We start from the raw sequence: 19,517 nt of genomic DNA on the forward strand, positions 1-19,517 counted from the left end.
TGTGATGCGCCTGACTATCAAGACAAAACTGACGGCTACATTTGCCTTTCTATTGGGTTTGATGTTGATCACGGGCGGATATGGTCTCTACGCCCTTGATGACTCCGCAAAGACACTCCATCACGTCCTCCAGGGGCCGGTGGCGCGTCAGGCCAATGCGCTGACCATGTCAAAAGATCAGGCTCAGATCGCGCGTGCGCAATTGAGCCTGATCGAAGCTCAGACGGCAGCTGAAACGTCTCGCTTGATCGCAGAAAGTGACGCAAGTCGTAAAGCACTCATCGAATCAGCCCAGTGGGCGGCCGATGCTGCGGAAACCGAGGCCGGCAAGAAGGCCTATGCGGACATCGTAAAACTGGCGGGGGACATCGGCAGGATCGATGACCAGATTCGGGCGCATATTCGGGCCGGTGATCGCCAGGCTGCCCTCGCTCTAATGCAAGGTCAGAGTTCTCCCCTCATGTCGCAGATCGAAACCCTGCTGCAAGGTCGGCTCGCGACCAACCGCAGTCAGATGCAGCAGGCGGAAGAGCATGCAATCGAAAGCAAGACGCTCGCTCTCACAATCGTAACATCCGGACTTATCATCGCCCTGCTCGTTGGTTCCGTAACCGCGTTCGTCATTCTTCGCGGAATTCGAGGCGGGCTGGCTGCAATACAATCTGCGGCCAGCGCGGTCGCTGTTGGAGACCTGAACCAGCAGATCCAGGTCAAGACCAATGATGAAGTCAAGGACGTCATCGACACCGTCAACCAGATGACTGCGAATCTGCGTCAGACAGCCTCCATTGCCGATCAGATCGCCGAAGGTGACATCAGTGTTACCGTGAAACGGCTGTCCGACAAAGACACGCTCGGCATCGCCATGGAGCGTATGGTGGGCTATCTGCATAGAACGGCAGCGATTGCCCAGGACATTGCAGAAGGCGATCTGACGACTGATGTGCGCCGCAAGTCCGACGAGGACACTCTGGGAATCTCGTTGGAGAAGATGGTGGAGCGCCTTCGCACAATCGTGGGCGATGCACTGTCTGCATCAGACAACGTGTCCAGCGGCAGTCAGGAACTATCGGCTGGTTCGGAACAATTGAGCCAGGGCGCGACCGAGCAGGCCTCCGCTGCCGAGCAGGCCTCTGCCTCAATGGAAGAGATGGCCGCCAACATCAAGCAGAATGCCGACAATGCGGCTCAGACGGAGAAGATTGCCCGCCAGTCTTCGCGCGATGCTGAAGCGTCCGGCCAGGCCGTGAACAAGGCGGTCCTCGCGATGCGCACGATTGCCGAGAAAATTTCCATCGTACAGGAAATCGCACGGCAGACGGATCTGCTTGCCCTCAATGCCGCGGTCGAGGCTGCGCGTGCCGGGGAGCATGGCAAGGGCTTTGCCGTCGTCGCCTCCGAAGTACGCAAGCTCGCAGAACGCTCGCAGGCTGCAGCCGCCGAAATCTCCGCCCTCTCTGGCGCCACTGTCCAGGTTGCGACGGAAGCAGGTGAGATGCTGAACCGGCTCGTGCCAGATATCCAGAAGACAGCGGAACTTGTTGCAGAAATCTCAGCCGCCTGCCGCGAACAAGATATTGGTGCAAGCCAGATCAACGAAGCGATCCAGCAACTCGACAAGGTCATTCAACAAAATGCCGGGGCATCGGAAGAGATGTCGGCGACCTCGGAAGAACTCGCCGCACAGGCCGAGGAATTACAGGCGTCCATCGCCTTCTTCCGGGTCGAACGCTCCGGTGGTTCTCGACCGGTCGTCGCGCCGCAGCAGGCAGCAAAGCCGAAGCCATCAGCCAAGCGTCCGGCCACCAAGACTGCCTCGTCGGCTCGCTCATCGGACAACAGCGTGGCGGGCCAACAATCCCGCGTGAAGGGCTTCGCGCTCGACATGGGTGGACCCGATGACGAGGATCACGACTTTCAGAGGATTGCCTGATATGGCGCAGAAAACCGAAGCGCAGTTCGTAACCTTCAGTCTCGGCGAAGAAATCTTCGCCGTGCCTGTTGAAGTCGTCCGAGAAATCCTTGATCACGAGGATGCGTTCAAAATCCCCCATGGCCCTGACTATCTTCTGGGGCTCCGGGACGTGCGAGGTCAGGGTGTGCCCGTCATCGACCTTCGCGTTCGGCTCGGGATGACACCAACCGTCAAGACGTCCCATACACGTATCCTGGTTCTGGATGTTCCCGTCGAGAATCGCGTTCTCGCCCTCGGGCTGGTCGCGGACCGTGTTTACGAAGTCGTGCCATTCCTGCGAGATCAGATCGAAGAAGCGCCTGATATCGGGATTCAGTGGCGCTCCGACTATATTTCCGGCGTCGTGCGCCGCAATGGCGGCTTCGTCGTCATCATCGATCTTGCCCGGTTGTTCTCCGATAGCGGCAGCGCACTGGCGACTGCCACGCGCATGCAGCACGTAGCGTAACGGAGTTCTTACGTGAGCTTAGCAGCCAGGCAGGTTTCCCAGTCTCCGGATGACCGTTTAAGCAGGCGGAATTTCGATCGTCTGGCGAAGTTCATCTACAAATATAGCGGCATCAAGATGCCCGTTACCAAGGCGACCATGCTGGAGGGCCGGCTTCGAAAGCGCCTGCGCGTGTGCAATATCGCCACGTTCGACGACTATTGCGATTATCTCTTCGACCATAACGGGCTGGAAAGAGAAGCAATCTTCCTCATCGACGCGGTGACGACCAACAAGACTGACTTCTTTCGTGAGCCAAAGCATTTCGAGTATCTCATCGACACGGCCCTGCCGGATCTCTTGAGAGATGTTCCGGGAAAGCTGAGGGTCTGGAGTGCTGCCTGCTCGATCGGTGCCGAGCCGTATACGCTAGCCATGGTGCTTTCCGAAGCACTCGGATCACGTGACCCGAACCTGGATTACCAGATCATCGCCACCGATCTTTCCACGGAAGTGCTGGAGACAGCCCGGAAAGCGATCTATCCGGTGGGCATGGTTGATCCCGTACCCCATCATCTTCGACGGAAATACGTGCTGGATCATGTCGACCGGGACAGAGGAGAAGTCCGGATCGACGTATCGCTCCGTCGCAAGGTTGGCTTTGGACGTTTGAACCTGATGGATGAAGCCTATCCCGTCCGGGATTTGCAGCACATCATCTTCTGCCGGAATGTGCTGATCTATTTCGACAAGCCTACGCAAAAGCACGTCCTCTCCAACCTTTGCGATTGCTTAATTCCAGGGGGTTATCTTTTTATCGGCCACTCCGAATCTGCCACAGGGCTCGATCTGCCGATCAAGCAGGTCGCGAACACCATCTTCAAGCGAATCTGACTGATGAAGAAAAAGATCCGAGTTCTGATCGTCGACGACTCCGCCAGCATCCGGCAGACACTCACCAAGATCCTGTCCGAAGATGATGAAATCGAGGTGATCGGTGCGGCTACCGATCCGTTCATGGCAGCACGAAAAATCCGAGATGAGATCCCGGATGTCATCACGCTTGATGTGGAGATGCCGCAGATGGACGGGATCACCTTCCTGCGCAAGCTGATGTCCCAGCATCCGATCCCGGTGGTCATGTGCTCCTCGCTGACCGAACAGGGCTCGGAGACCCTGATGCAGGCTCTGGAGGCAGGCGCAGTCGACATCATCCTGAAACCAAAGATCGGCGCAGCCGATCAACTTGCCGAAAGCGCCGAGCGCGTCCGAACCGCCGTCAAGGGCGCCGCCCGGGCCCGGATGAACAAACTGAAGCGTTTCCGGAGCGAGGCTCCCAGCCCGGTCCAGGAAAAGCTGACTGCCGATGTAATCCTTCCACCGCCCACCGGGGGGGCGATGGCAAAAACGACCGAGATGGTCGTGTGCGTCGGTGCTTCCACCGGCGGCACGGAGGCGCTGCGCGAAATGCTGGAAACCTTACCTGCCAACGCGCCCGGCATCATCATCGTGCAGCATATGCCAGAGAAATTTACCGCGGCTTTCGCCAAGCGCCTCAACGGTTTATGCGAAGTCGAGGTGAAGGAAGCAGAGGATGGCGATCCGGTTCTGCGGGGTCATGTACTGATTGCACCCGGCGACAAGCACATGCTGCTTGAGCGTCGTGGCGCACGTTACCATGTTTCTGTACGTACCGGTCCGCTTGTCAGCCGCCACCGACCATCCGTCGATGTTCTGTTTCGCTCCGCCGCCCGCGCCGCCGGCGCCAATGCCATGGGCGTGATCATGACCGGCATGGGAGACGATGGTGCCCGGGGAATGGAGGAAATGCATCAAGCGGGTGCCTTTACGCTCGCCCAGGACGAGGCATCATCCGTCGTATTCGGCATGCCAAAGGAAGCTATCGCGCGCGGCGGCGTTGACCGTATCGTGTCGCTTCAACAGATCGCACAGGAGATCATGGCAGCAGACCGGCGCCGGTGAAATCTGGCTGCACGGACTGGATCAAACCTCTATTGTTTTAGTTGTTCATATACCGTTGATTAACCATGAAGACCGACAATGCAATCACACGATGAGCGTGCAGCAGCCGAGCGATGCAGCCTCATGATTTCATTGATCAGGATAGACCATGTCCGTTATCACCTTTGCCAACACCAAGGGCGGCGCCGGTAAGACAACCGCCGTACTTTTGCTCGCTACAGAACTGGCACAGATGGGCCACCGGGTGACGGTTCTGGATGCCGATCCGCAGTACTGGATGTCGCGCTGGTACGATCTATCGCAGCCCGTCGCCCGCCTCAATGTCATCCCCTATGTCACGCAATCCTCGATCGACCGCCATCTGCAGGAAGCCCGGAAGAAATCGGACTATGTTCTGATCGATCTTCCCGGTGCACGCAGCCCGCTTCTTGCCAAGGCAATCGGGCTTTCCGATCATGTGCTGATACCAATCCAAGGGTGTGCGATGGATGCGCAGGGCGGCGCACATGTTCTTGAGTTGCTGCAATACCTCGATGACAAGCTCGGACTGAAGGTGCCCCATTCCGTGATCCTCACCCGGGTCAATTCGATGGTAACGACGCGTGCACTCCTGGCCGTCAAAGGACTATTGGCCCAGAAGAACGTGGATGTTCTCAACGTTCCGATCATAGAGCGGTCGGCTTTCCGCGACGTCTTCGATTGCGGCGGCACACTTCACACCATGGATCTTGGTCGGATCAGCAATCTGGACAAGGCACGTGAAAACGCTCGCCTCTATGCCGAGGATGTCATGCGGCGTGTTGCACGCACCCAACAGGCGGCAAAGTCACGCAACGCCGCCTGAATGGTTCGAAAATCAGGATTTCGGCCCGTCGTCTTCCAGCACCCGCCAGGCCGCGCCATCCAGATCATCATACTGGCCGCTCTTCAGCGACCAGAGGAACGCTGCAAGACCCAATCCACCCAAAGCCAGAGCGACCGGGATAAGATAAATCAGCATGTTCATGCTGCATGCACCTCTCTGGTTTGGCTCGTCGTCATCACAGCCTGCCGAGGAGCCGAATTAGCCCGTGATCTGACGATTCCATTGAGACGCAGAGCATTAGCCACAACGATCAGCGATGATGTGGACATTGCTATCGAGGCAATAAGCGGTGTTGCATAACCGGCAATGGCGATCGGAACGGCGATGACGTTATAGCCAATTGCCAAGGCGAAGTTTTCTCGAATGAGGCGACCGGCTTGCTTCGAGATGCTGATCGCCGTCGGTACCGCATCCAGCCCCTCGTGCATGAAAACGAAGTCGGCGGCTTGCCTTCCAACGTCAGCTGCGGTTGCAGGTGCCATTGACACGTAGGCTGTCCTGAGAGCTGGCGCATCGTTGATGCCGTCACCGACCATCAGCGTTTTTGTGCCGGTTTGTGTGAGTTCTGCGAGGGCTTCGCACTTGTCACGCGGCGTCAGTTCAGCCCGCCAGGCGTCAATGTCCAGATGATCGGCCACCCGAGCCACAGCGCTTTCCCGATCACCGGACAAAAGCATCAGTTCGTGATCGTGCTGCTTCAGAGCCTCGATTGCCTCGCGCGCATTGGAACGAAGCATATCCTCAAACAGGAATGTCGCGAGTTCCTGTCCTTCCAGCGACAGGACAACCTCTGAGAATCCTCCTGTGTCAATCTCGGGAGAGGCAGGCGAGGCAAATGTACGACGGCCCAGTCGGTAGGTCCCGTCCGGCGTTTCTGCTTGGATCCCCTGCCCCGCCAGTTCCTCGACACCGTCAAAAGCCAGAACAGGCCCAACATGACTAGCGTGGATCGCTTGCGAGAGGGGATGTCGCGAATGGACGGCCAGCGATGCTGCCATTGCCACGTGTGCGGGTTTTCCTCGACTCGAAACGAGGCGTGGCTTGCCCAGGGTCAGTGTTCCCGTCTTGTCGAAGACAATCGTTTCGACCTCGGCGAGACGCTCCATTGCCGAGCCGTCCTTCACCATGATCCCGTGTTTGAAAAGGCGTCCGGCCGCGACCACCTGAACCACAGGCACAGCAAGGCCGAGCGCACAGGGGCAGGTGATGATCAGAACGGCAATGGCGATCAGCAGCGCCTGTTTCCAGTCACCACCGAAAATGCCCCAGCCCAGAAAGGTTGCAAGCGCCAGAACATGCACGCAAGGGGCATAGATCTGGGCAGCACGATCGGCAATGCGCCGGTAATGTGCCTTGCCACCTTCAGCTGCTTCCATGAGCCCGATGATCTCGGACAAGAACGATTGGCGCGCTGACGCCGTCGCCTCGATCACGAGAGCGCCTGTCAAGTTCATGGTGCCCGCCTGGACGCTGGCCCCGGGGCCAACCGGGCACGGATCAGACTCGCCGTTGACGATGGAGCGGTCGACATCGCTGCTGCCCTGTTTGATAATCCCGTCGACTGGCAATCGATCACCGGCAGAGATTGCGATACGATCGCCCGGCTTCACTTCATCAAGCGGACGATATTCACGCGAGCCGTCCTGCTGAATGACCATGGCGCCCCGCGGAGACAGACGTGCAAGGCCGACGATGGCGGAGCGGGCACGATCACGCATGATATGATCGAGAGTGCGGCCGATCAGCAGAAAAAACAGGAGCGAGGCGGTTGCGTCAAACCATGCATGTTCGCCATGATTGATCGTTTCCCACAGGGAGACAGCATAGGACAAGGATATTGCCAGCGCGATCGGCACGTCCATGTTCGTGCGTCCGTGCCGGAGCGCAGCCCAGGCTGACTGATAGAAGAAGCGTCCCCCGTAGATCAGCGCGGGTGCTGCGATGAAGGCCGAGATCCAGTGAAACAGATCACGCGTCGCCGCCTCTGCTCCGGACCAGACAGAGACGGAAAGCAACATGATGTTGGCCGCGGCAAAGCCTGTGACTGCAACACCGCGGAGAAGCTGGGACCTGATCTCATCGTCTCCCTCGAGCTCTGCGGAGAAGAGGTGAGATTCGTAACCGGTTCGCTTCCAGATGGCCGCCGGGAAGGATCGCGGATCCGTTTCTTGCCCGGCTACTTCGGCGGTCGCAGTCCAGACAATCGAAACCCGCCGCGTTGAAAGATTGACGCGCGCCCTGCGAATGCCTGGAACGTCACGCAAGGCCTGTTCTACCGCTGTGATGCAGGCACCGCAGTGGACGCCCGGAACGCTGAGATCCAGTTGACGGAAGCCATCGCCGACATCCCGGCTTGCCAGCCTCAGTTCTTCGGAAGAGGGAAATGTGTGTGAGGCGCCGGCCAGTTCAAGCGCGGCCTCGGTACCGGGCGCGCAGCAGCTCATCTTGCCTCTCCCATGACGGCAATCCGCTGCGAATGGTGGAGGATGCGGCTTCCATCTTTCAGGGCACTGATATCAACGATCCAGTGGCCCGCCTGTACGGTTCGTTCCACAGCGTATACACCTCTGCCCAATGGCTGAAGTGTCTCTCTGAAATCCTGATGGTCGCCCACGGGCCTCTTGAAGATCGCAAAGACCTCATCTGCAAAGACCGGCTGGCCTTTGGCATCGGTGATCAGGATCTCGATCTTCGAGGGTGTGACAGAGAGTACATCTGTTATGCCTGACGCATTCAGCTGTTTTGCTTCATTGACCTTCGCGTTGAACTGCTGGCTCGCGACATAGGTGTTTTCGACGACGAGCCCGCTCCATGAATGGACGGCCTGATAGGCCATGTAGAAGTTCACCGATATGATCGTACCGAAAAAGAGTCCGATCACTCCCAGCATATGCCAGCCTGTAAAGGTGAAGCTGCCTGCATCGCGCGTTGTCATTTGCTGGCTCCCGGGGTGTTGAAGTTTGCGTGGTAAATATCCGTCTCGCCGCTGGCGCGGTCTTCCAGGACGAAGTTGAAGCCTTCTCTCGGATCAAAGATCGCCTTCTTGGGCAAAGTGACGAAGACCTTGAGTGGCGTTGCCTTGTCCGGATCCAGCGGAATGGCGAAGACGCGGTCCGCATAATCGGTCGAGATTTCGGGGATCTTCATTTCCGCGCCCGGCAATCCCTGTAGCGACAGAAATACCGTGCGGCGCTCTGGGATCATATTCAGGAGGCGCACCGTGTAGCCGTTGCGGATCGAACCGTCCGATTCGAGAACAAATTGGGGGTTGCGGTCATGGAGGACGTTGATCTCCAGCCGATCGCGGCTGAGCAAGGCGACCAGCAGGGCAAGCCCTACCGCACTCCAGACCCCCATATAGAGAAGCGTGCGAAGACGAAGCAGGATCTTCCAGTCGAAGTGCCGGATCTGATCGACAAAGCTTCCGTCGGACTTGCGTACACGGTTCGGATCGATGCTCGAGCGCCCGCCATCAGTCGCCAGCGCCATGTTGGACTGATATTCATTCAATGTGGCATAGGCGATCAAACCACGTTCACGTCCGAGCTTGTCCATCACGTTGTCGCAGGCATCGATGCACAAAGCGCAGGTGATACATTCGAATTGCTGGCCATCGCGAATATCGATACCCATGGGACAGACGGCGACGCAGGCGTTGCAATCGACGCAATCGCCAACGGCTCGCTCTTCCGCGACCGCCTTCTTCGCGCTCTTGCCGCGCGGCTCGCCCCGCCAGTCATTATAGGTCACGACCAGCGAATTATCATCCAGCATGGCCCCCTGGATGCGGGGCCAGGGACACATGTAGATGCAGACCTGCTCGCGCATCAGCCCGCCCAGCACATAGGTCGTGGCTGTAAGGATCGCGACTGTGGAATAAGCGACGAAAGCTGCATGGCCGGTGACGAAATCAAAGGCAAGCGAAGGTGCATCGGCGAAATAGAAGATCCAGGCGCCGCCTGTTGCAATGGCAATGAGAAGCCATGCCGCATGCTTGACAGTGCGCTTGGCCAGCTTTTGCGCGCTCCAGGGTGACGCATCCAGCTTTATGCGCGCGTTCCGGTCGCCTTCGACAAAGCGTTCGACAGCCAGAAAGAGATCGACCCACACCGTTTGAGGACAGGCATAGCCGCACCAGGCGCGACCGACCGCAGACGTCACGAGAAAAAGGCCAAAGCCTGCCATGACCAGCAGACCGGCAACGAAGAAAAACTCCTGCGGCCAGATCTCGATCATGAAGAAATAGAAGCGACGATTGGCCAGATCCACCAGCACCGCCTGATCAGGGGCGAAGGGCCCTCTGTCCCACCGTATCCAGGGCGTCAGATAATAGATCCCCAACGTGATCAGCATGACCAGCCATTTGAAGCGCCGGAAGCGACCTTTGATTTCCTTGGGAAAAATCTTTTTCTGGGCTTCGTAGAGCGGCTCGTGAGGCGGCGGCGCAGCGGGGCGCTTCTCGTCCTCTGTCTTCTTCCGGTCTTTGGTGGATGGGGCTGTGTAAAGGTTCATGGCAAGGATCCAGTATGATCTCCCAGCCTTTTCGCACCGGATGCGACAGCATACCTTGATATAGGTCAAGAATGGATCCGCCGCGCCGCGATGTCGCACCGCTATGGAAACCAGCCCGTTCGGCGAAACTGAAAAAAGCCGCCTCTTGTTGAAGAGACGGCTCTAATTCAGGACGAGTGTTGAACTCAGGTTCCGTCCGGGAGATCGTTATTCGCCGCCACCGAGCGAATGAATGTAGACTGCCAGCTCCTTCACAGTCGTATCGCCGAGGCGCGCTGTCCAGGCTGGCATGACTCCATGTTTGGGCTGGCGAATCTGGGCGATGATCTGCTCCTCACCCCTGACCTTCAGCCAGATGGCATCGGCAAGGTTTGGGGCTCCGAATTCGCGGTTACCCTTGGCATCCTGGCCGTGGCAGGAAGCGCAATTGTCTGCGAACAGCTGCTTGCCGGGTTCAACGAGTGCGGCATTGTGCGGCTTTTCGGTCAGGCTCACGACATAAGCCGCCACCTGTTTGATCTCATCCGGCTTCAGAATATCGCCAAAGGCTGGCATTTCGGATGCCCTTGTTTCGGCATCATCCTGGAAGCGGATACCGTGCGAGATCGTCTGATGGATCTGCTCGATGTTTCCACCCCACAGCCAGTCGTCATCGTTGAGGTTCGGATAGCCAGCTCCACCGGCCGCACCCGAGCCATGGCACTGGACGCAGTTGACCTTGAAGGCCGCGGCACCGGCAGCGGTCGCGAACTTGGTCAGCTGCGGATCGGCGAGAATCTCCTGCACGGACGAGTCTGCGATCTTCTGCAGCATTTCGCCCTGCGCCTCTTTCGCAGCGACGATTTCAGCTGCAACTTCGGCCCGGCTGGAATAGCCCCATATTCCCGGCGTCGCGCTGGTGAGCAAAGGCCAGGCCGGATACAGGATCATGTAGACGATAGCCCAGACAATCGTGCCGTAGAAGAACCAGAGCCACCAGCGTGGCAACGGATTGTTCAGCTCGCGGATGCCGTCCCACTCATGGCCGGTGGTTTCGACGCCGCTGATCTCATCGATATGTTTGTCTGCCATGATCAATCCTCCTTCAGAGGGATGCTTGCGGCGTCTTGAGCCGAGCGCTTTGCGCCTGGGCGCAGAACGAACAGGACCGAGCCGACAAAAAACAGAGCCATCGCCAGGAGACCCCAGCTATCGGCGAAGTGGCGCATTGCCGTGTAGACTTCCATGGATCAGCCCTCCTCAACGATAACCAGTGGCGTCGTCATAGGTCGTGAAATCGACCAACGTGCCGAGCATCTGGAGATAGGCAACCAGAGCATCCATTTCGGTAAGCTGAGCCGGGTTGCCGTCGAAATCGCCAACCTTGGCTTTTGGATAGCGAGCCAGAAGACCCGCCGTATCGGCGTTCGGATCAGCCTGCGCTGCAAGGTCTGCCTTGGCGTTCTGCAACATTTCTTCCGAATACGGGACGCCGACCAACGCGTTTGCCTTCAGATCCATGGTGACATCAGTCACCTTGAGCTGCGTTTCCTTCAGGAAGGCATAGCCGGGCATGACCGATTCCGGCACAACATCGCGCGGACGGGTGAGGTGCTGGACGTGCCATTCGTTGGAATAACGATCACCGACGCGTGCAAGATCCGGACCGGTTCGCTTGGAGCCCCACTGGAAGGGGTGGTCGTACATGCTTTCCGCGGCAAGCGAATAGTGGCCGTAGCGCTCGACCTCGTCGCGGAAGGGACGGATCATCTGGCTGTGACAGACGTAGCAACCTTCGCGGATATAGATATTGCGACCCGCCAGCTCGAGCGGCGAGTAGGGGCGCATGCCCTCCACCTTCTCGATCGTATTTTGCAGGTAGAAAAGCGGTGCGATTTCCACGATACCGCCAATCGAGACGACGAGAAGCGAGCCGACCAGAAGCAGGGTCGCATTGCGCTCGATAAACTGGTGTTTCTCCATAATGGACATGGGATCCACTCCTTATTCGGCAGGCTGGAGGGCGGCCGGGATAGCACCCGGTACGTTTTCACGCCGCTCGTAACCCAGGATGGTCATGGTGATATTGAAGGCCATGATCAGCGAACCAGCCAGATACATGAGGCCACCAACGGCACGCAGCACATAGTAGGGGAACATGGCGGCCACGGTTTCCGCGAAGGAATAGACCAGGAAGCCCTGATTATCGTATTCGCGCCACATCAGGCCCTGCTGCACACCGGCAACCCACATCACGGCGGCGTAGACAACGATGCCGAGGGTGGCCAGCCAGAAGTGCCAGTTGACCATGGCCAGACTGTAGAGGCGGTTACGGTTCCACAGCTTCGGCACGAGGAAGTAGACGGCGCCGAAGGAAATCATACCGACCCAGCCAAGGGCGCCCGAGTGAACGTGACCGATGGTCCATTCCGTATAGTGGCTGAGCGAGTTGACGGCCTTGATGGACATCATCGGGCCTTCGAAGGTCGACATGCCATAGAAGGCAATCGCGATGACCATCATGCGGATGATCGGGTCCGTGCGGATCTTGTCCCAAGCGCCGGACAGCGTCATCAGACCGTTGATCATGCCGCCCCATGATGGCATCCACAGCATGATCGAGAAGACCATTCCCAGCGTTTGCGCCCAATCCGGCAGTGCGGTGTAGTGCAGATGGTGTGGGCCGGCCCAGATGTACATGAAGATCAGAGCCCAGAAGTGGATGATCGACAGGCGATAGGAATAGACCGGGCGATTGGCCTGCTTGGGCACGAAATAGTACATCATGCCAAGGAAGCCAGCAGTCAGGAAGAAGCCGACCGCGTTATGGCCGTACCACCACTGTGTGAGCGCATCCTGAACACCGGAGAAGACCGAGTAGCTCTTGACGCCCAGGAAGGACACCGGAATCGCCAGATTGTTGACCACATGAAGCATGGCGATGGTAACGATGAAGGCAAGGTAGAACCAGTTTGCCACATAGATATGCGGCTCCTTGCGCATCAGGATCGTGCCGAGGAAAGCGACCAGATAGGCGACCCAGACAACCGTCAGCCAAAGATCGACATACCATTCAGGTTCTGCATATTCGCGGCCCTGTGTGATGCCGAGCAGATAACCAGTAGCGGCCATGACGATGAAGAGTTGATAGCCCCAGAAGACGAACCAACCCAAACCATCACCACCGAACAAGCGTGCACGCGATGTTCGCTGGACCACGTAGAACGAGGTGCACAGCAGCGCATTACCACCAAAGGCAAAGATGACGGCAGATGTGTGCAACGGACGCATGCGCCCGAAGTTGAACCAAGGTCCGAAGTTGAGATCGGGGAATGCCAGTTGCAAGGCAACGACCACGCCGACCAGAAAGCCGACGACACCCCAGAAGGTCGTGGCGATCGCACCGTATTTCACCACTTCATCGAAGTAGCCGGAATGATCGGAAGCCTGCGCCACCTTCTTAACGGGAGCGAAGTTGACCCGCCGAAGCAGAATGATTGTGAATGCCGTCAGGGTGAAAAAGAGCACCCACATATGCGCGGCGAAAAGACTGTCGTTGGCAAAGCCAGCCCCCAGGAGGGCCACGAAGGCCCCCAGGGTCAGCGCCACGACGGGTATGGTATTGTTCATCGGAACATCCCCCAGAGACGTCAATTGCAGGATCCGCACCGGTTGGACCGACGAACCCCTTCGCTTGGGAGAAATCACATTATCGGGAGAAGAGAGCCTTGATCTGAATCAACAGAGATTTTCGAAGTGCACGTCCAGGCTCAAATAATCGCAACTAGAGCACTTCTTGCTCTCCGCTCAACAGCCTGCCACTCCAGTTCATGGAGCAGCAGGCTGCTGGTCCGGGAGGAAAGACGCCTGTTGGATCAGCTTGCGAGCGCGGCAGGTCGCAGCCGCCGACGCTGTTCCAACTGATGGCCCGCAAGTATCAGCGCGAGCGGGACCAGCAATGTCCAACCGAAGCCAGCAACCAGGAAAAGGCTCGAAGCGACGGCAAGCAGAGCGATCAACCTTGCGAACAAGCTGCGATTGAGCCGAACATAGCAGAGGATGACAGCCAGATAGATGACGATGAAGTTCTGGTTTGCCAGCATCAATCCATCTGTGATGGAGAACAGACCGAGGTGAAGCGCTGTACAGATGCATATATAGGCCACCAGCATGAACGCGAGCGAGCGTCTCGGCATACCATTTTCTGCGAGATGACCCAGAAATGACGGCAAGATATGGGCGCGCCCCGCGGAATAGATCAGACGACTGGCGGCAAATACCCAGGCGTTCACATTGGCCAGCACCACAAGAACGATGAGTGGATAGGCGACAATTGCAAGCGGGCTTCCATCCAGCAACCCCAGAAGCCCGGCAACGCCGTGGATGTTCAATCCCGATGCTTCGGCCCCTGTAGCAACGACAGCAAGAGCCGCATAGATTGCCGTCACCAGAACAAACCCGACCGCAAAGATCGTCTTGATCGCTTTCGTGCCGCCGGACACTTCTTCCGTCCCGAAACTCAAGTTCTCCCATCCCAGAAACGCCCAGAAAAGCACAGCGGCGGCAGTCCAGAGCGAGGAGATTGGGACATCGGGGAGAGACAGCGCGTAGTGCCGATAGGCTGTCGTTCCTTTTGCCAGCAAATCAGGCTGGCTGATGACAATGAGTACGACGAGCAATACGAGCGAAAGCGCCGATGCAATGTTGATCCAGGATGCGGGCCGCAAGCCAAAGAAATTCACTATGGTCGAGACGGAGAGAACGCCGATCGCCAACCAGATGACCGAGCTTTCCGGCAGTCCGAATATGTTCTGCAGATAGATGCAGCCCATGTATGTCCCGATCGGAATACACAGCATGAAGGTTATCGCAAAGATAAGGGACACGGCCGTTTCCGCCCAGTCGCCCAGCGCCATCGCTGCATAGCGGGCAACACCGCCGGAACTCTGGACGCGCAATGAGAGGCTGAGAAAGATGACGACGAGCGGAAGAGAGATCAGCATGGTCAGCGGCCAGGCCAATGCGGCTGCCGCGCCTCCGCCTGCCTCTATTGCCAGGCCGGGAAGGCCAAGCAATCCGGAGCCGATGATGGTGCATATGGCGAGGACGACGCCCTGTGGAACCGACATCGATTTCTTGAGTGACATGGCAATTCTCCACCCGGTCTTTTGCAGTTCTCCCGGGCCGGGCGACGACTGGCATGAAAGCACAATCGAACTGCCCGGACCCGCTCACCCGTTTTCCACGCGCTGCTGTTTCATATCTCTGCTGTAACAGTACGACGCAGCCGGCCGCTTACCGTCAGGTAACGGTCCTCCAGAGCCTCGACCTGCAGGCCTTCCAGACCTGCAGCATCCAGTTGCGCCCGGACTTCCTGGCAGGTGTAGGAACTTTTCAGGGAGCTGAGATAGTGATCCTGAACCACCCTCGATTCCTGTCCCACGTGCAGTTCTACAAGTCGGCGCGCCTCTTCCTCGTTAGCAGGCCGCCGCAGGTCTCGGACGAAGATATGACAGCCGTCGACCGCAAGACGACCGATCTCACGCCAGAATTGATCCGCATCGGCGACATGGTGCAACACGCTATTGCTCAGAATGACGTCGAAGAAGCCGTCTTCAAAACCAAGACTGCGGCCGTTGGTCAAAATCCAGTTGATGCCCTGGTGATGCGATGCAAGTCTCGTTTGTGCCGCGTCGCGGGCAATCGTCAACATCCGCGCCGAGATATCAGCACCGAAGAGCGTCCAGTTCGGCGCATGATTGCGCAATCGAAGCAGTACGTCTCCCGGACCACAGCCGATATCGAGCGCCCGCACCGACCGTCTGTCGACCGTAAAGACGATCTCTCTCGCCAGCGCCTCATGCGGAACACTGTAGTCCGCCAGCGCGTAGCAAAATTCCTCCTCTTCCGTCATGTATTCCGGCTCTGGAATACGAAATGCCAAACCTGCCATTACTGCCCCCCCTTTCACCCCATCAATCAACGAAATTTCAACGGGCATCTCATGGGAGGCGCCTCATTGTTGTCTGGAAGCATGTATTGCGGCCATTCAAGATCACCGGCCTGATAGTGACCGAGAAGCGGGCTATGCGAGATCCGATCATACAGATCGATGTTTTTCCTGATCTTTTCGCGCACCGCGTAGCCGCGCTTGTGAGCACCGGCGACCACGTCAAAGCGTTCTCGCGGGTTGATGACCAGCACCATGGCGTCACAGAGGTTGCGGCTTAGGCGATTTACGTTTTGGGGATGGCTCACATTGATGAAGAGTTGCTGGCCGTCGAAGCACATCGACCAATATTCCTGTTCAGGCTTCGTCGGCGTTCCGTTCACCCACGGAACTTGATCGTTATCGATAAGATACTGGAGCGCTTCGACGAAGATCCGTTCGTAGTCTTTCGTGGTCGAAAGGTGCTCCATCGGCTGGAACAGAACTAATAACGGGCGAGCGGTGTTGACTGAACCGTCCCACTGGGACTCCGCCTTGAGATAGGCTTTCAATCCCTCAAAAAGCACTTCGAACCGGTAGGTTCCGAGATCGCTCTGAAAGGGGATGGGAAGGCAAAGGATGTTGCCTCGTTGATGCGCGTTTTGCGCGAATACACAAGGGAACTCCGGTCCATCCTTGAGCTCGAAGCGAGAGGAAATCTGCTGCATCAGATGACCTGACCAATTCAGATCTGCAGCACTGGGTGCGCCTAGTGATTGAATATGAGAAGATAATAAAATCATATAATTACCCTTTGAGATCGGGCGTAACTGATGCCGTTATCGGCCATCGGTCATGCTTGCCCGTCGGGGTGCAAACTTCACATTTGTGGTAAGATGTTCACAACGGTCGGATGTGACAGTATTGCCGAAAATCGTGCCAAATTGCCCTGCAAGGATAGTGAGCGATGGATTCCAAATCTCTGCCGCGTGTTGCGATCCTCGCCTATGACGGCGTCAACATCTTTGAGCTTGGAGCGGCGCTCGAAATATTTTCTCTGAGCAACGCTTTTCAGCCTTGCTACGAGGTTCTTGTCTGCGCCGCACGAGAAGGGGGCAGGATCTCGGCTGGACCGGTGAGCCTTGATGTCGAGGCGGGTCCTTCAGCGCTTCTCAATGCCCATACCGTTATTGTGCCTGGCTGGCTCGACGTGGATACTCCGCTGCCTCGTGCGGCCATTCATGCCATCCAGAGTGTCAGCACCAGAGGAGCAAGGATCGTTTCCATCTGCTCTGGCGTCTTTCTTCTGGCGGAGGCTGGAATCATGGATGGACGGCGGGCAGCAGTCCACTGGTCGCAGGCGCGGCTTCTTGCCGAACGATTTCCGCGCATACAGGTGGATTCGAAAGTTCTTTATGTCGATGACGGGGACGTGATGAGTTCAGCCGGGCGAGCCGCTGGCCTTGATCTTTGCCTCCATATCATTCGAAAGGATCAAGGCGGCAGGATCGCCCGGGCCGTGGCGCAGCGCATGGTCATTCCGGCGCATCGAGATGGTGATCAGAGTCAATACATCCCTGCGTCGGCTCAGACGCAAGTAGATGGCCTTGCCGACCTCTGCGCATGGATGGGACGAAATCTGCAGAAAAGGATTTCAGTCAATGACATGGCCGCAAAGGCCCTGATGAGCCGCCGCACATTCATTCGCCGCTTCGAGGCGGCAACCGGCACCGCACCAGCGGAATGGCTTATACAGCAGAGGCTGGCGCGTGCTCGCGAGCTGCTTGAAGAAACCGTAATGCCCTTGGAACACATAGCGCTGGTTGTCGGCTTCGGGACGATCGATACCTTCCGCCATCACTTCCAGCGACAGTTTCATACGTCTCCGGCGGCCTATCGACGCCGTTTTCGCTCCGACTCGGATTGCTCGGGCGCCTGACGTCTCCGATCAATAGGGGACCATGGGCAAAGAAAAAAGGAAACCGGGAGACAAAGACGAAAAAAGCCCACGACTGCGAGCTTTTCGACTGGTCGGAGTGGAGTGATTCGAACACTCGACCCCCACGTCCCGAACGTGGTGCGCTACCAGACTGCGCTACACTCCGTGACCAGTGGCGCTCCTATAACCGAGGCCTGCGGCTTTAACAAGCACTTGGCACGATTTTTTTAAGTCGCCCGCAGTGGGCAGAAGTACTTTTCAGGAACCAATCCAGCCTTATTTCATTATCTGGTTTCGCACTCTTTCAGGCGGCTCACATTGTATGAACAGCGAAGAGAATTCAAAGCAGAACGCAAGGGAAGCCGGCGACCGTCTTCTTGCGGAACATGGGTCGGAGGATCCGTTTGCTGCCGCGTTCAAAGCAACGCGCATGCCGATGCTGATTACCGATCCGCGGCAGCCCGATAATCCGATCATCTTTTCGAACAAGGCATTCTCACAGCTTACAGGCTATTCGCAGGAGGAGCTGGTCGGTCGGAACTGCCGGCTTTTGCAGGGGTCTGAAAGCGACCAAACAGCCATCACACAGCTTCGCGAAGCCATTGCTGCCGAGCGAAGCCTTGAGGTCGATATCCTGAATTATCGAAAGGATGGCTCGACGTTCTGGAATGCGCTTTTCATGAGTCCAGTCCGTAACAGCGAAGGCGAAGTCATTTACTTTTTCGCGTCTCAGCTGGATTTCACGCATGTGAAAGACAAGCAGAAGGAACTCGCTGCGGCCCGCAGTTCCGCAGAGCAAGAGGTGGCGCGCCGTACCAAGGACTTGCGCGATGCCCTGGATGCCAAAACGCTGCTGGTTCACGAGGTGGATCATCGCGTCAAGAACAACCTGCTGACAATCGCATCCATTCTCAAACTGCAGGCGAGAACCAGTGCGGATACGACCGTTCAGAAAACACTAAGATCGGTTCTGGACCGTGTCGAAGCGCTCAGCACGGTCCAGAGGAAACTTTTCACGACCGCAGATGTAGAACGCTTCGACGTATCGGACTTCGCGCGAGACCTCATTACGGATATGATCAGCGCGCTGCGACGCGACGACATCCACGTTCATTTCGACCTATCGCCAGTCCTCGTGCCGGCCATAAAGGCCTCGCCTCTGGCACTGATCATCAACGAGCTTGTCGGGGACGCCGTGCGGCGAGGTCTCAAGGACGGGGGCGGTGCCATCGACATCTGCATCCGCCGCCTGAACGGACACTTCCAGATCAGAGTCAAGGACACAATGCCACCGGTCGATGTGGCCGTCGACAGTGAAGCTGAAGCCTTCAGCCGCACGATTCTGGAAACCTGCGCGCGGCAGGTGAATGCAAAGATAGAACGACACCAACACCATCACGACACGATCGTCGATATTCGTCTGCCGGTCGGAAGTGTCGAGGAGAGCAGGAAAGCGTGAATATTCTGATTGTTGAAGACGAGGCCTTGCTGGCGCTGGAACTCGAAAGCGAGCTGGAAAATGCCGGACACACGATCGTGGGCGTCGCAATGTCCAGCCAGGAGGCAAAGGCCATCATCGACCGGGAGCACCCCGAATTCGCCTTCGTCGACATCCACCTGCTGGATGGCCCGACTGGCATCGATGTGGGCCGCTACCTTGAAAGCAAGGGTATTTCCTATGTCTTCGTGAGTGGCAATCTAAAGCGCATCCCGGAAGATTTTGCCGGAGCGATGGGAGCGATCGAGAAGCCCTATACGATGAACGGGCTCGAGAATGCGCTCTCCTTCATCGAAACGTTCGTGCGTGGCGAAAATCGCGGCAACATCCCGCCGAGCCTCGTGCCATCTCCCTGGCTGCGTCGGCGACAGATGACGGAAAGCAGACAGCAACGTCAATCGCAGGCATAG

19 protein-coding genes and 1 tRNA gene are annotated in these 19,517 nt (G+C 57.5%); 8 read left to right on the top strand and 12 right to left on the bottom strand.

Features of this window, described 5'->3' with window-relative positions; translation table 11 throughout:
- Positions 1-4: 4 nt before the first annotated feature.
- The 5 genes from G6N80_RS10500 (at position 5) to G6N80_RS10520 (ending at position 5,229) form a co-directional block, all read left to right on the top strand.
- Positions 5-1,933 (top strand): methyl-accepting chemotaxis protein, encoded by a 1,929-nt coding sequence (locus G6N80_RS10500; protein ID WP_165133617.1) that lies wholly within the window; start codon positions 5-7, stop codon positions 1,931-1,933.
- 1 nt (position 1,934) lies between these two features.
- Entirely contained in the window at positions 1,935-2,423 is a 489-nt protein-coding gene (locus tag G6N80_RS10505; protein ID WP_062554951.1) for a chemotaxis protein CheW, read from the top strand.
- Between the two features lie 12 nt (positions 2,424-2,435).
- The gene (locus G6N80_RS10510) at positions 2,436-3,296 is read left to right on the top strand and encodes a CheR family methyltransferase (protein ID WP_165133620.1); all 861 of its coding nucleotides are present in this window, start codon (positions 2,436-2,438) and stop codon (positions 3,294-3,296) included.
- A 3-nt stretch (positions 3,297-3,299) separates the two neighbouring features.
- Positions 3,300-4,385: a protein-glutamate methylesterase/protein-glutamine glutaminase gene (locus G6N80_RS10515; RefSeq protein ID WP_165133623.1), complete on the top strand. Its 1,086-nt coding sequence runs from the start codon at positions 3,300-3,302 to the stop codon at positions 4,383-4,385.
- Positions 4,386-4,533: 148 nt separating this feature from the next.
- Positions 4,534-5,229: a ParA family protein gene (locus tag G6N80_RS10520; protein WP_165133626.1), complete on the top strand. Its 696-nt coding sequence runs from the start codon at positions 4,534-4,536 to the stop codon at positions 5,227-5,229.
- A gap of 12 nt (positions 5,230-5,241) precedes the next feature.
- Here G6N80_RS10520 and ccoS read toward each other — a convergent pair whose 3' ends face one another.
- From ccoS to G6N80_RS10575, 11 genes are all read right to left on the bottom strand, one after another.
- Positions 5,242-5,391: a cbb3-type cytochrome oxidase assembly protein CcoS gene (gene ccoS / locus G6N80_RS10525; protein WP_165133629.1), complete on the bottom strand. Its 150-nt coding sequence runs from the start codon at positions 5,389-5,391 to the stop codon at positions 5,242-5,244.
- A complete protein-coding gene (locus G6N80_RS10530) occupies positions 5,388-7,694 on the bottom strand; it encodes a cation-translocating P-type ATPase (RefSeq protein ID WP_165133632.1) in 2,307 nt (768 codons plus the stop codon). Before G6N80_RS10530 ends, ccoS begins: the two co-directional genes overlap by 4 nt.
- Positions 7,691-8,185, bottom strand: a complete 495-nt coding sequence (locus tag G6N80_RS10535) for a FixH family protein (RefSeq protein ID WP_062554946.1) — start codon at positions 8,183-8,185, stop codon at positions 7,691-7,693. Before G6N80_RS10535 ends, G6N80_RS10530 begins: the two co-directional genes overlap by 4 nt.
- Positions 8,182-9,762, bottom strand: coding sequence for a cytochrome c oxidase accessory protein CcoG (gene ccoG / locus G6N80_RS10540; RefSeq protein WP_165133635.1), 1,581 nt, complete (start codon positions 9,760-9,762; stop codon positions 8,182-8,184). Before ccoG ends, G6N80_RS10535 begins: the two co-directional genes overlap by 4 nt.
- A 207-nt stretch (positions 9,763-9,969) precedes the next feature.
- Positions 9,970-10,833 carry a cytochrome-c oxidase, cbb3-type subunit III gene (gene ccoP, locus G6N80_RS10545; protein WP_165133638.1) on the bottom strand — a complete coding sequence of 288 codons (864 nt, stop codon included), beginning with the start codon at positions 10,831-10,833 and terminating at the stop codon, positions 9,970-9,972.
- 2 nt (positions 10,834-10,835) lie between these two features.
- Positions 10,836-10,988: a CcoQ/FixQ family Cbb3-type cytochrome c oxidase assembly chaperone gene (locus G6N80_RS10550; RefSeq protein WP_062554943.1), complete on the bottom strand. Its 153-nt coding sequence runs from the start codon at positions 10,986-10,988 to the stop codon at positions 10,836-10,838.
- Between the two features lie 13 nt (positions 10,989-11,001).
- A complete protein-coding gene (ccoO, locus tag G6N80_RS10555) occupies positions 11,002-11,733 on the bottom strand; it encodes a cytochrome-c oxidase, cbb3-type subunit II (protein ID WP_165133641.1) in 732 nt (243 codons plus the stop codon).
- A gap of 12 nt (positions 11,734-11,745) precedes the next feature.
- Entirely contained in the window at positions 11,746-13,371 is a 1,626-nt protein-coding gene (gene ccoN, locus G6N80_RS10560; protein WP_165133644.1) for a cytochrome-c oxidase, cbb3-type subunit I, read from the bottom strand.
- 245 nt (positions 13,372-13,616) lie between these two features.
- On the bottom strand, positions 13,617-14,888 hold the full coding sequence (locus G6N80_RS10565; protein WP_165133647.1) for an APC family permease: 1,272 nt from the start codon (positions 14,886-14,888) through the stop codon (positions 13,617-13,619).
- Between the two features lie 110 nt (positions 14,889-14,998).
- The gene (locus G6N80_RS10570; RefSeq protein ID WP_062554939.1) at positions 14,999-15,694 is read right to left on the bottom strand and encodes a class I SAM-dependent methyltransferase; all 696 of its coding nucleotides are present in this window, start codon (positions 15,692-15,694) and stop codon (positions 14,999-15,001) included.
- Between the two features lie 26 nt (positions 15,695-15,720).
- Positions 15,721-16,473 (bottom strand): YqcI/YcgG family protein, encoded by a 753-nt coding sequence (locus tag G6N80_RS10575; protein ID WP_082547200.1) that lies wholly within the window; start codon positions 16,471-16,473, stop codon positions 15,721-15,723.
- A gap of 164 nt (positions 16,474-16,637) precedes the next feature.
- Between G6N80_RS10575 and G6N80_RS10580 the strand changes: the two genes are divergently transcribed.
- Entirely contained in the window at positions 16,638-17,609 is a 972-nt protein-coding gene (locus G6N80_RS10580; protein WP_062554937.1) for a helix-turn-helix domain-containing protein, read from the top strand.
- 89 nt (positions 17,610-17,698) lie between these two features.
- On the opposite strand, the gene G6N80_RS10585 is transcribed toward G6N80_RS10580, so the two are convergent.
- A tRNA-Pro gene (locus tag G6N80_RS10585) sits at positions 17,699-17,775 on the bottom strand.
- A gap of 156 nt (positions 17,776-17,931) precedes the next feature.
- Here G6N80_RS10585 and G6N80_RS10590 point away from each other — a divergent pair.
- Together G6N80_RS10590 and G6N80_RS10595 are read left to right on the top strand one after the other, a co-directional pair.
- On the top strand, positions 17,932-19,068 hold the full coding sequence (locus tag G6N80_RS10590; protein WP_165133650.1) for a PAS domain-containing protein: 1,137 nt from the start codon (positions 17,932-17,934) through the stop codon (positions 19,066-19,068).
- Complete coding sequence (locus G6N80_RS10595) at positions 19,065-19,517, top strand: response regulator (RefSeq protein WP_062554880.1); 453 nt, start codon at positions 19,065-19,067, stop codon at positions 19,515-19,517. Before G6N80_RS10590 ends, G6N80_RS10595 begins: the two co-directional genes overlap by 4 nt.

The sequence above is a fragment of the Rhizobium rhizoryzae genome (assembly GCF_011046895.1).
In the GTDB taxonomy this organism is placed as follows: domain Bacteria; phylum Pseudomonadota; class Alphaproteobacteria; order Rhizobiales; family Rhizobiaceae; genus Neorhizobium; species Neorhizobium rhizoryzae.

What these genes read in the sequence shown, in the direction of transcription:
- ccoG (WP_165133635.1), bottom strand. Translation starts at nt 9,762, where the DNA reads ATGAACCTTTACACAGCCCCATCCACCAAAGACCGGAAGAAGACAGAG.
- G6N80_RS10505 (WP_062554951.1), top strand. Translation starts at nt 1,935, where the DNA reads ATGGCGCAGAAAACCGAAGCGCAGTTCGTAACCTTCAGTCTCGGCGAA.
- G6N80_RS10580 (WP_062554937.1), top strand. Translation starts at nt 16,638, where the DNA reads ATGGATTCCAAATCTCTGCCGCGTGTTGCGATCCTCGCCTATGACGGC.
- G6N80_RS10515 (WP_165133623.1), top strand. Translation starts at nt 3,300, where the DNA reads ATGAAGAAAAAGATCCGAGTTCTGATCGTCGACGACTCCGCCAGCATC.
- G6N80_RS10590 (WP_165133650.1), top strand. Translation starts at nt 17,932, where the DNA reads ATGAACAGCGAAGAGAATTCAAAGCAGAACGCAAGGGAAGCCGGCGAC.
- G6N80_RS10520 (WP_165133626.1), top strand. Translation starts at nt 4,534, where the DNA reads ATGTCCGTTATCACCTTTGCCAACACCAAGGGCGGCGCCGGTAAGACA.
- ccoP (WP_165133638.1), bottom strand. Translation starts at nt 10,833, where the DNA reads ATGGCAGACAAACATATCGATGAGATCAGCGGCGTCGAAACCACCGGC.
- ccoN (WP_165133644.1), bottom strand. Translation starts at nt 13,371, where the DNA reads ATGAACAATACCATACCCGTCGTGGCGCTGACCCTGGGGGCCTTCGTG.
- ccoO (WP_165133641.1), bottom strand. Translation starts at nt 11,733, where the DNA reads ATGTCCATTATGGAGAAACACCAGTTTATCGAGCGCAATGCGACCCTG.
- G6N80_RS10550 (WP_062554943.1), bottom strand. Translation starts at nt 10,988, where the DNA reads ATGGAAGTCTACACGGCAATGCGCCACTTCGCCGATAGCTGGGGTCTC.
- G6N80_RS10500 (WP_165133617.1), top strand. Translation starts at nt 5, where the DNA reads ATGCGCCTGACTATCAAGACAAAACTGACGGCTACATTTGCCTTTCTA.
- G6N80_RS10570 (WP_062554939.1), bottom strand. Translation starts at nt 15,694, where the DNA reads ATGGCAGGTTTGGCATTTCGTATTCCAGAGCCGGAATACATGACGGAA.
- G6N80_RS10575 (WP_082547200.1), bottom strand. Translation starts at nt 16,473, where the DNA reads ATGATTTTATTATCTTCTCATATTCAATCACTAGGCGCACCCAGTGCT.
- G6N80_RS10565 (WP_165133647.1), bottom strand. Translation starts at nt 14,888, where the DNA reads ATGTCACTCAAGAAATCGATGTCGGTTCCACAGGGCGTCGTCCTCGCC.
- ccoS (WP_165133629.1), bottom strand. Translation starts at nt 5,391, where the DNA reads ATGAACATGCTGATTTATCTTATCCCGGTCGCTCTGGCTTTGGGTGGA.
- G6N80_RS10535 (WP_062554946.1), bottom strand. Translation starts at nt 8,185, where the DNA reads ATGACAACGCGCGATGCAGGCAGCTTCACCTTTACAGGCTGGCATATG.
- G6N80_RS10530 (WP_165133632.1), bottom strand. Translation starts at nt 7,694, where the DNA reads ATGAGCTGCTGCGCGCCCGGTACCGAGGCCGCGCTTGAACTGGCCGGC.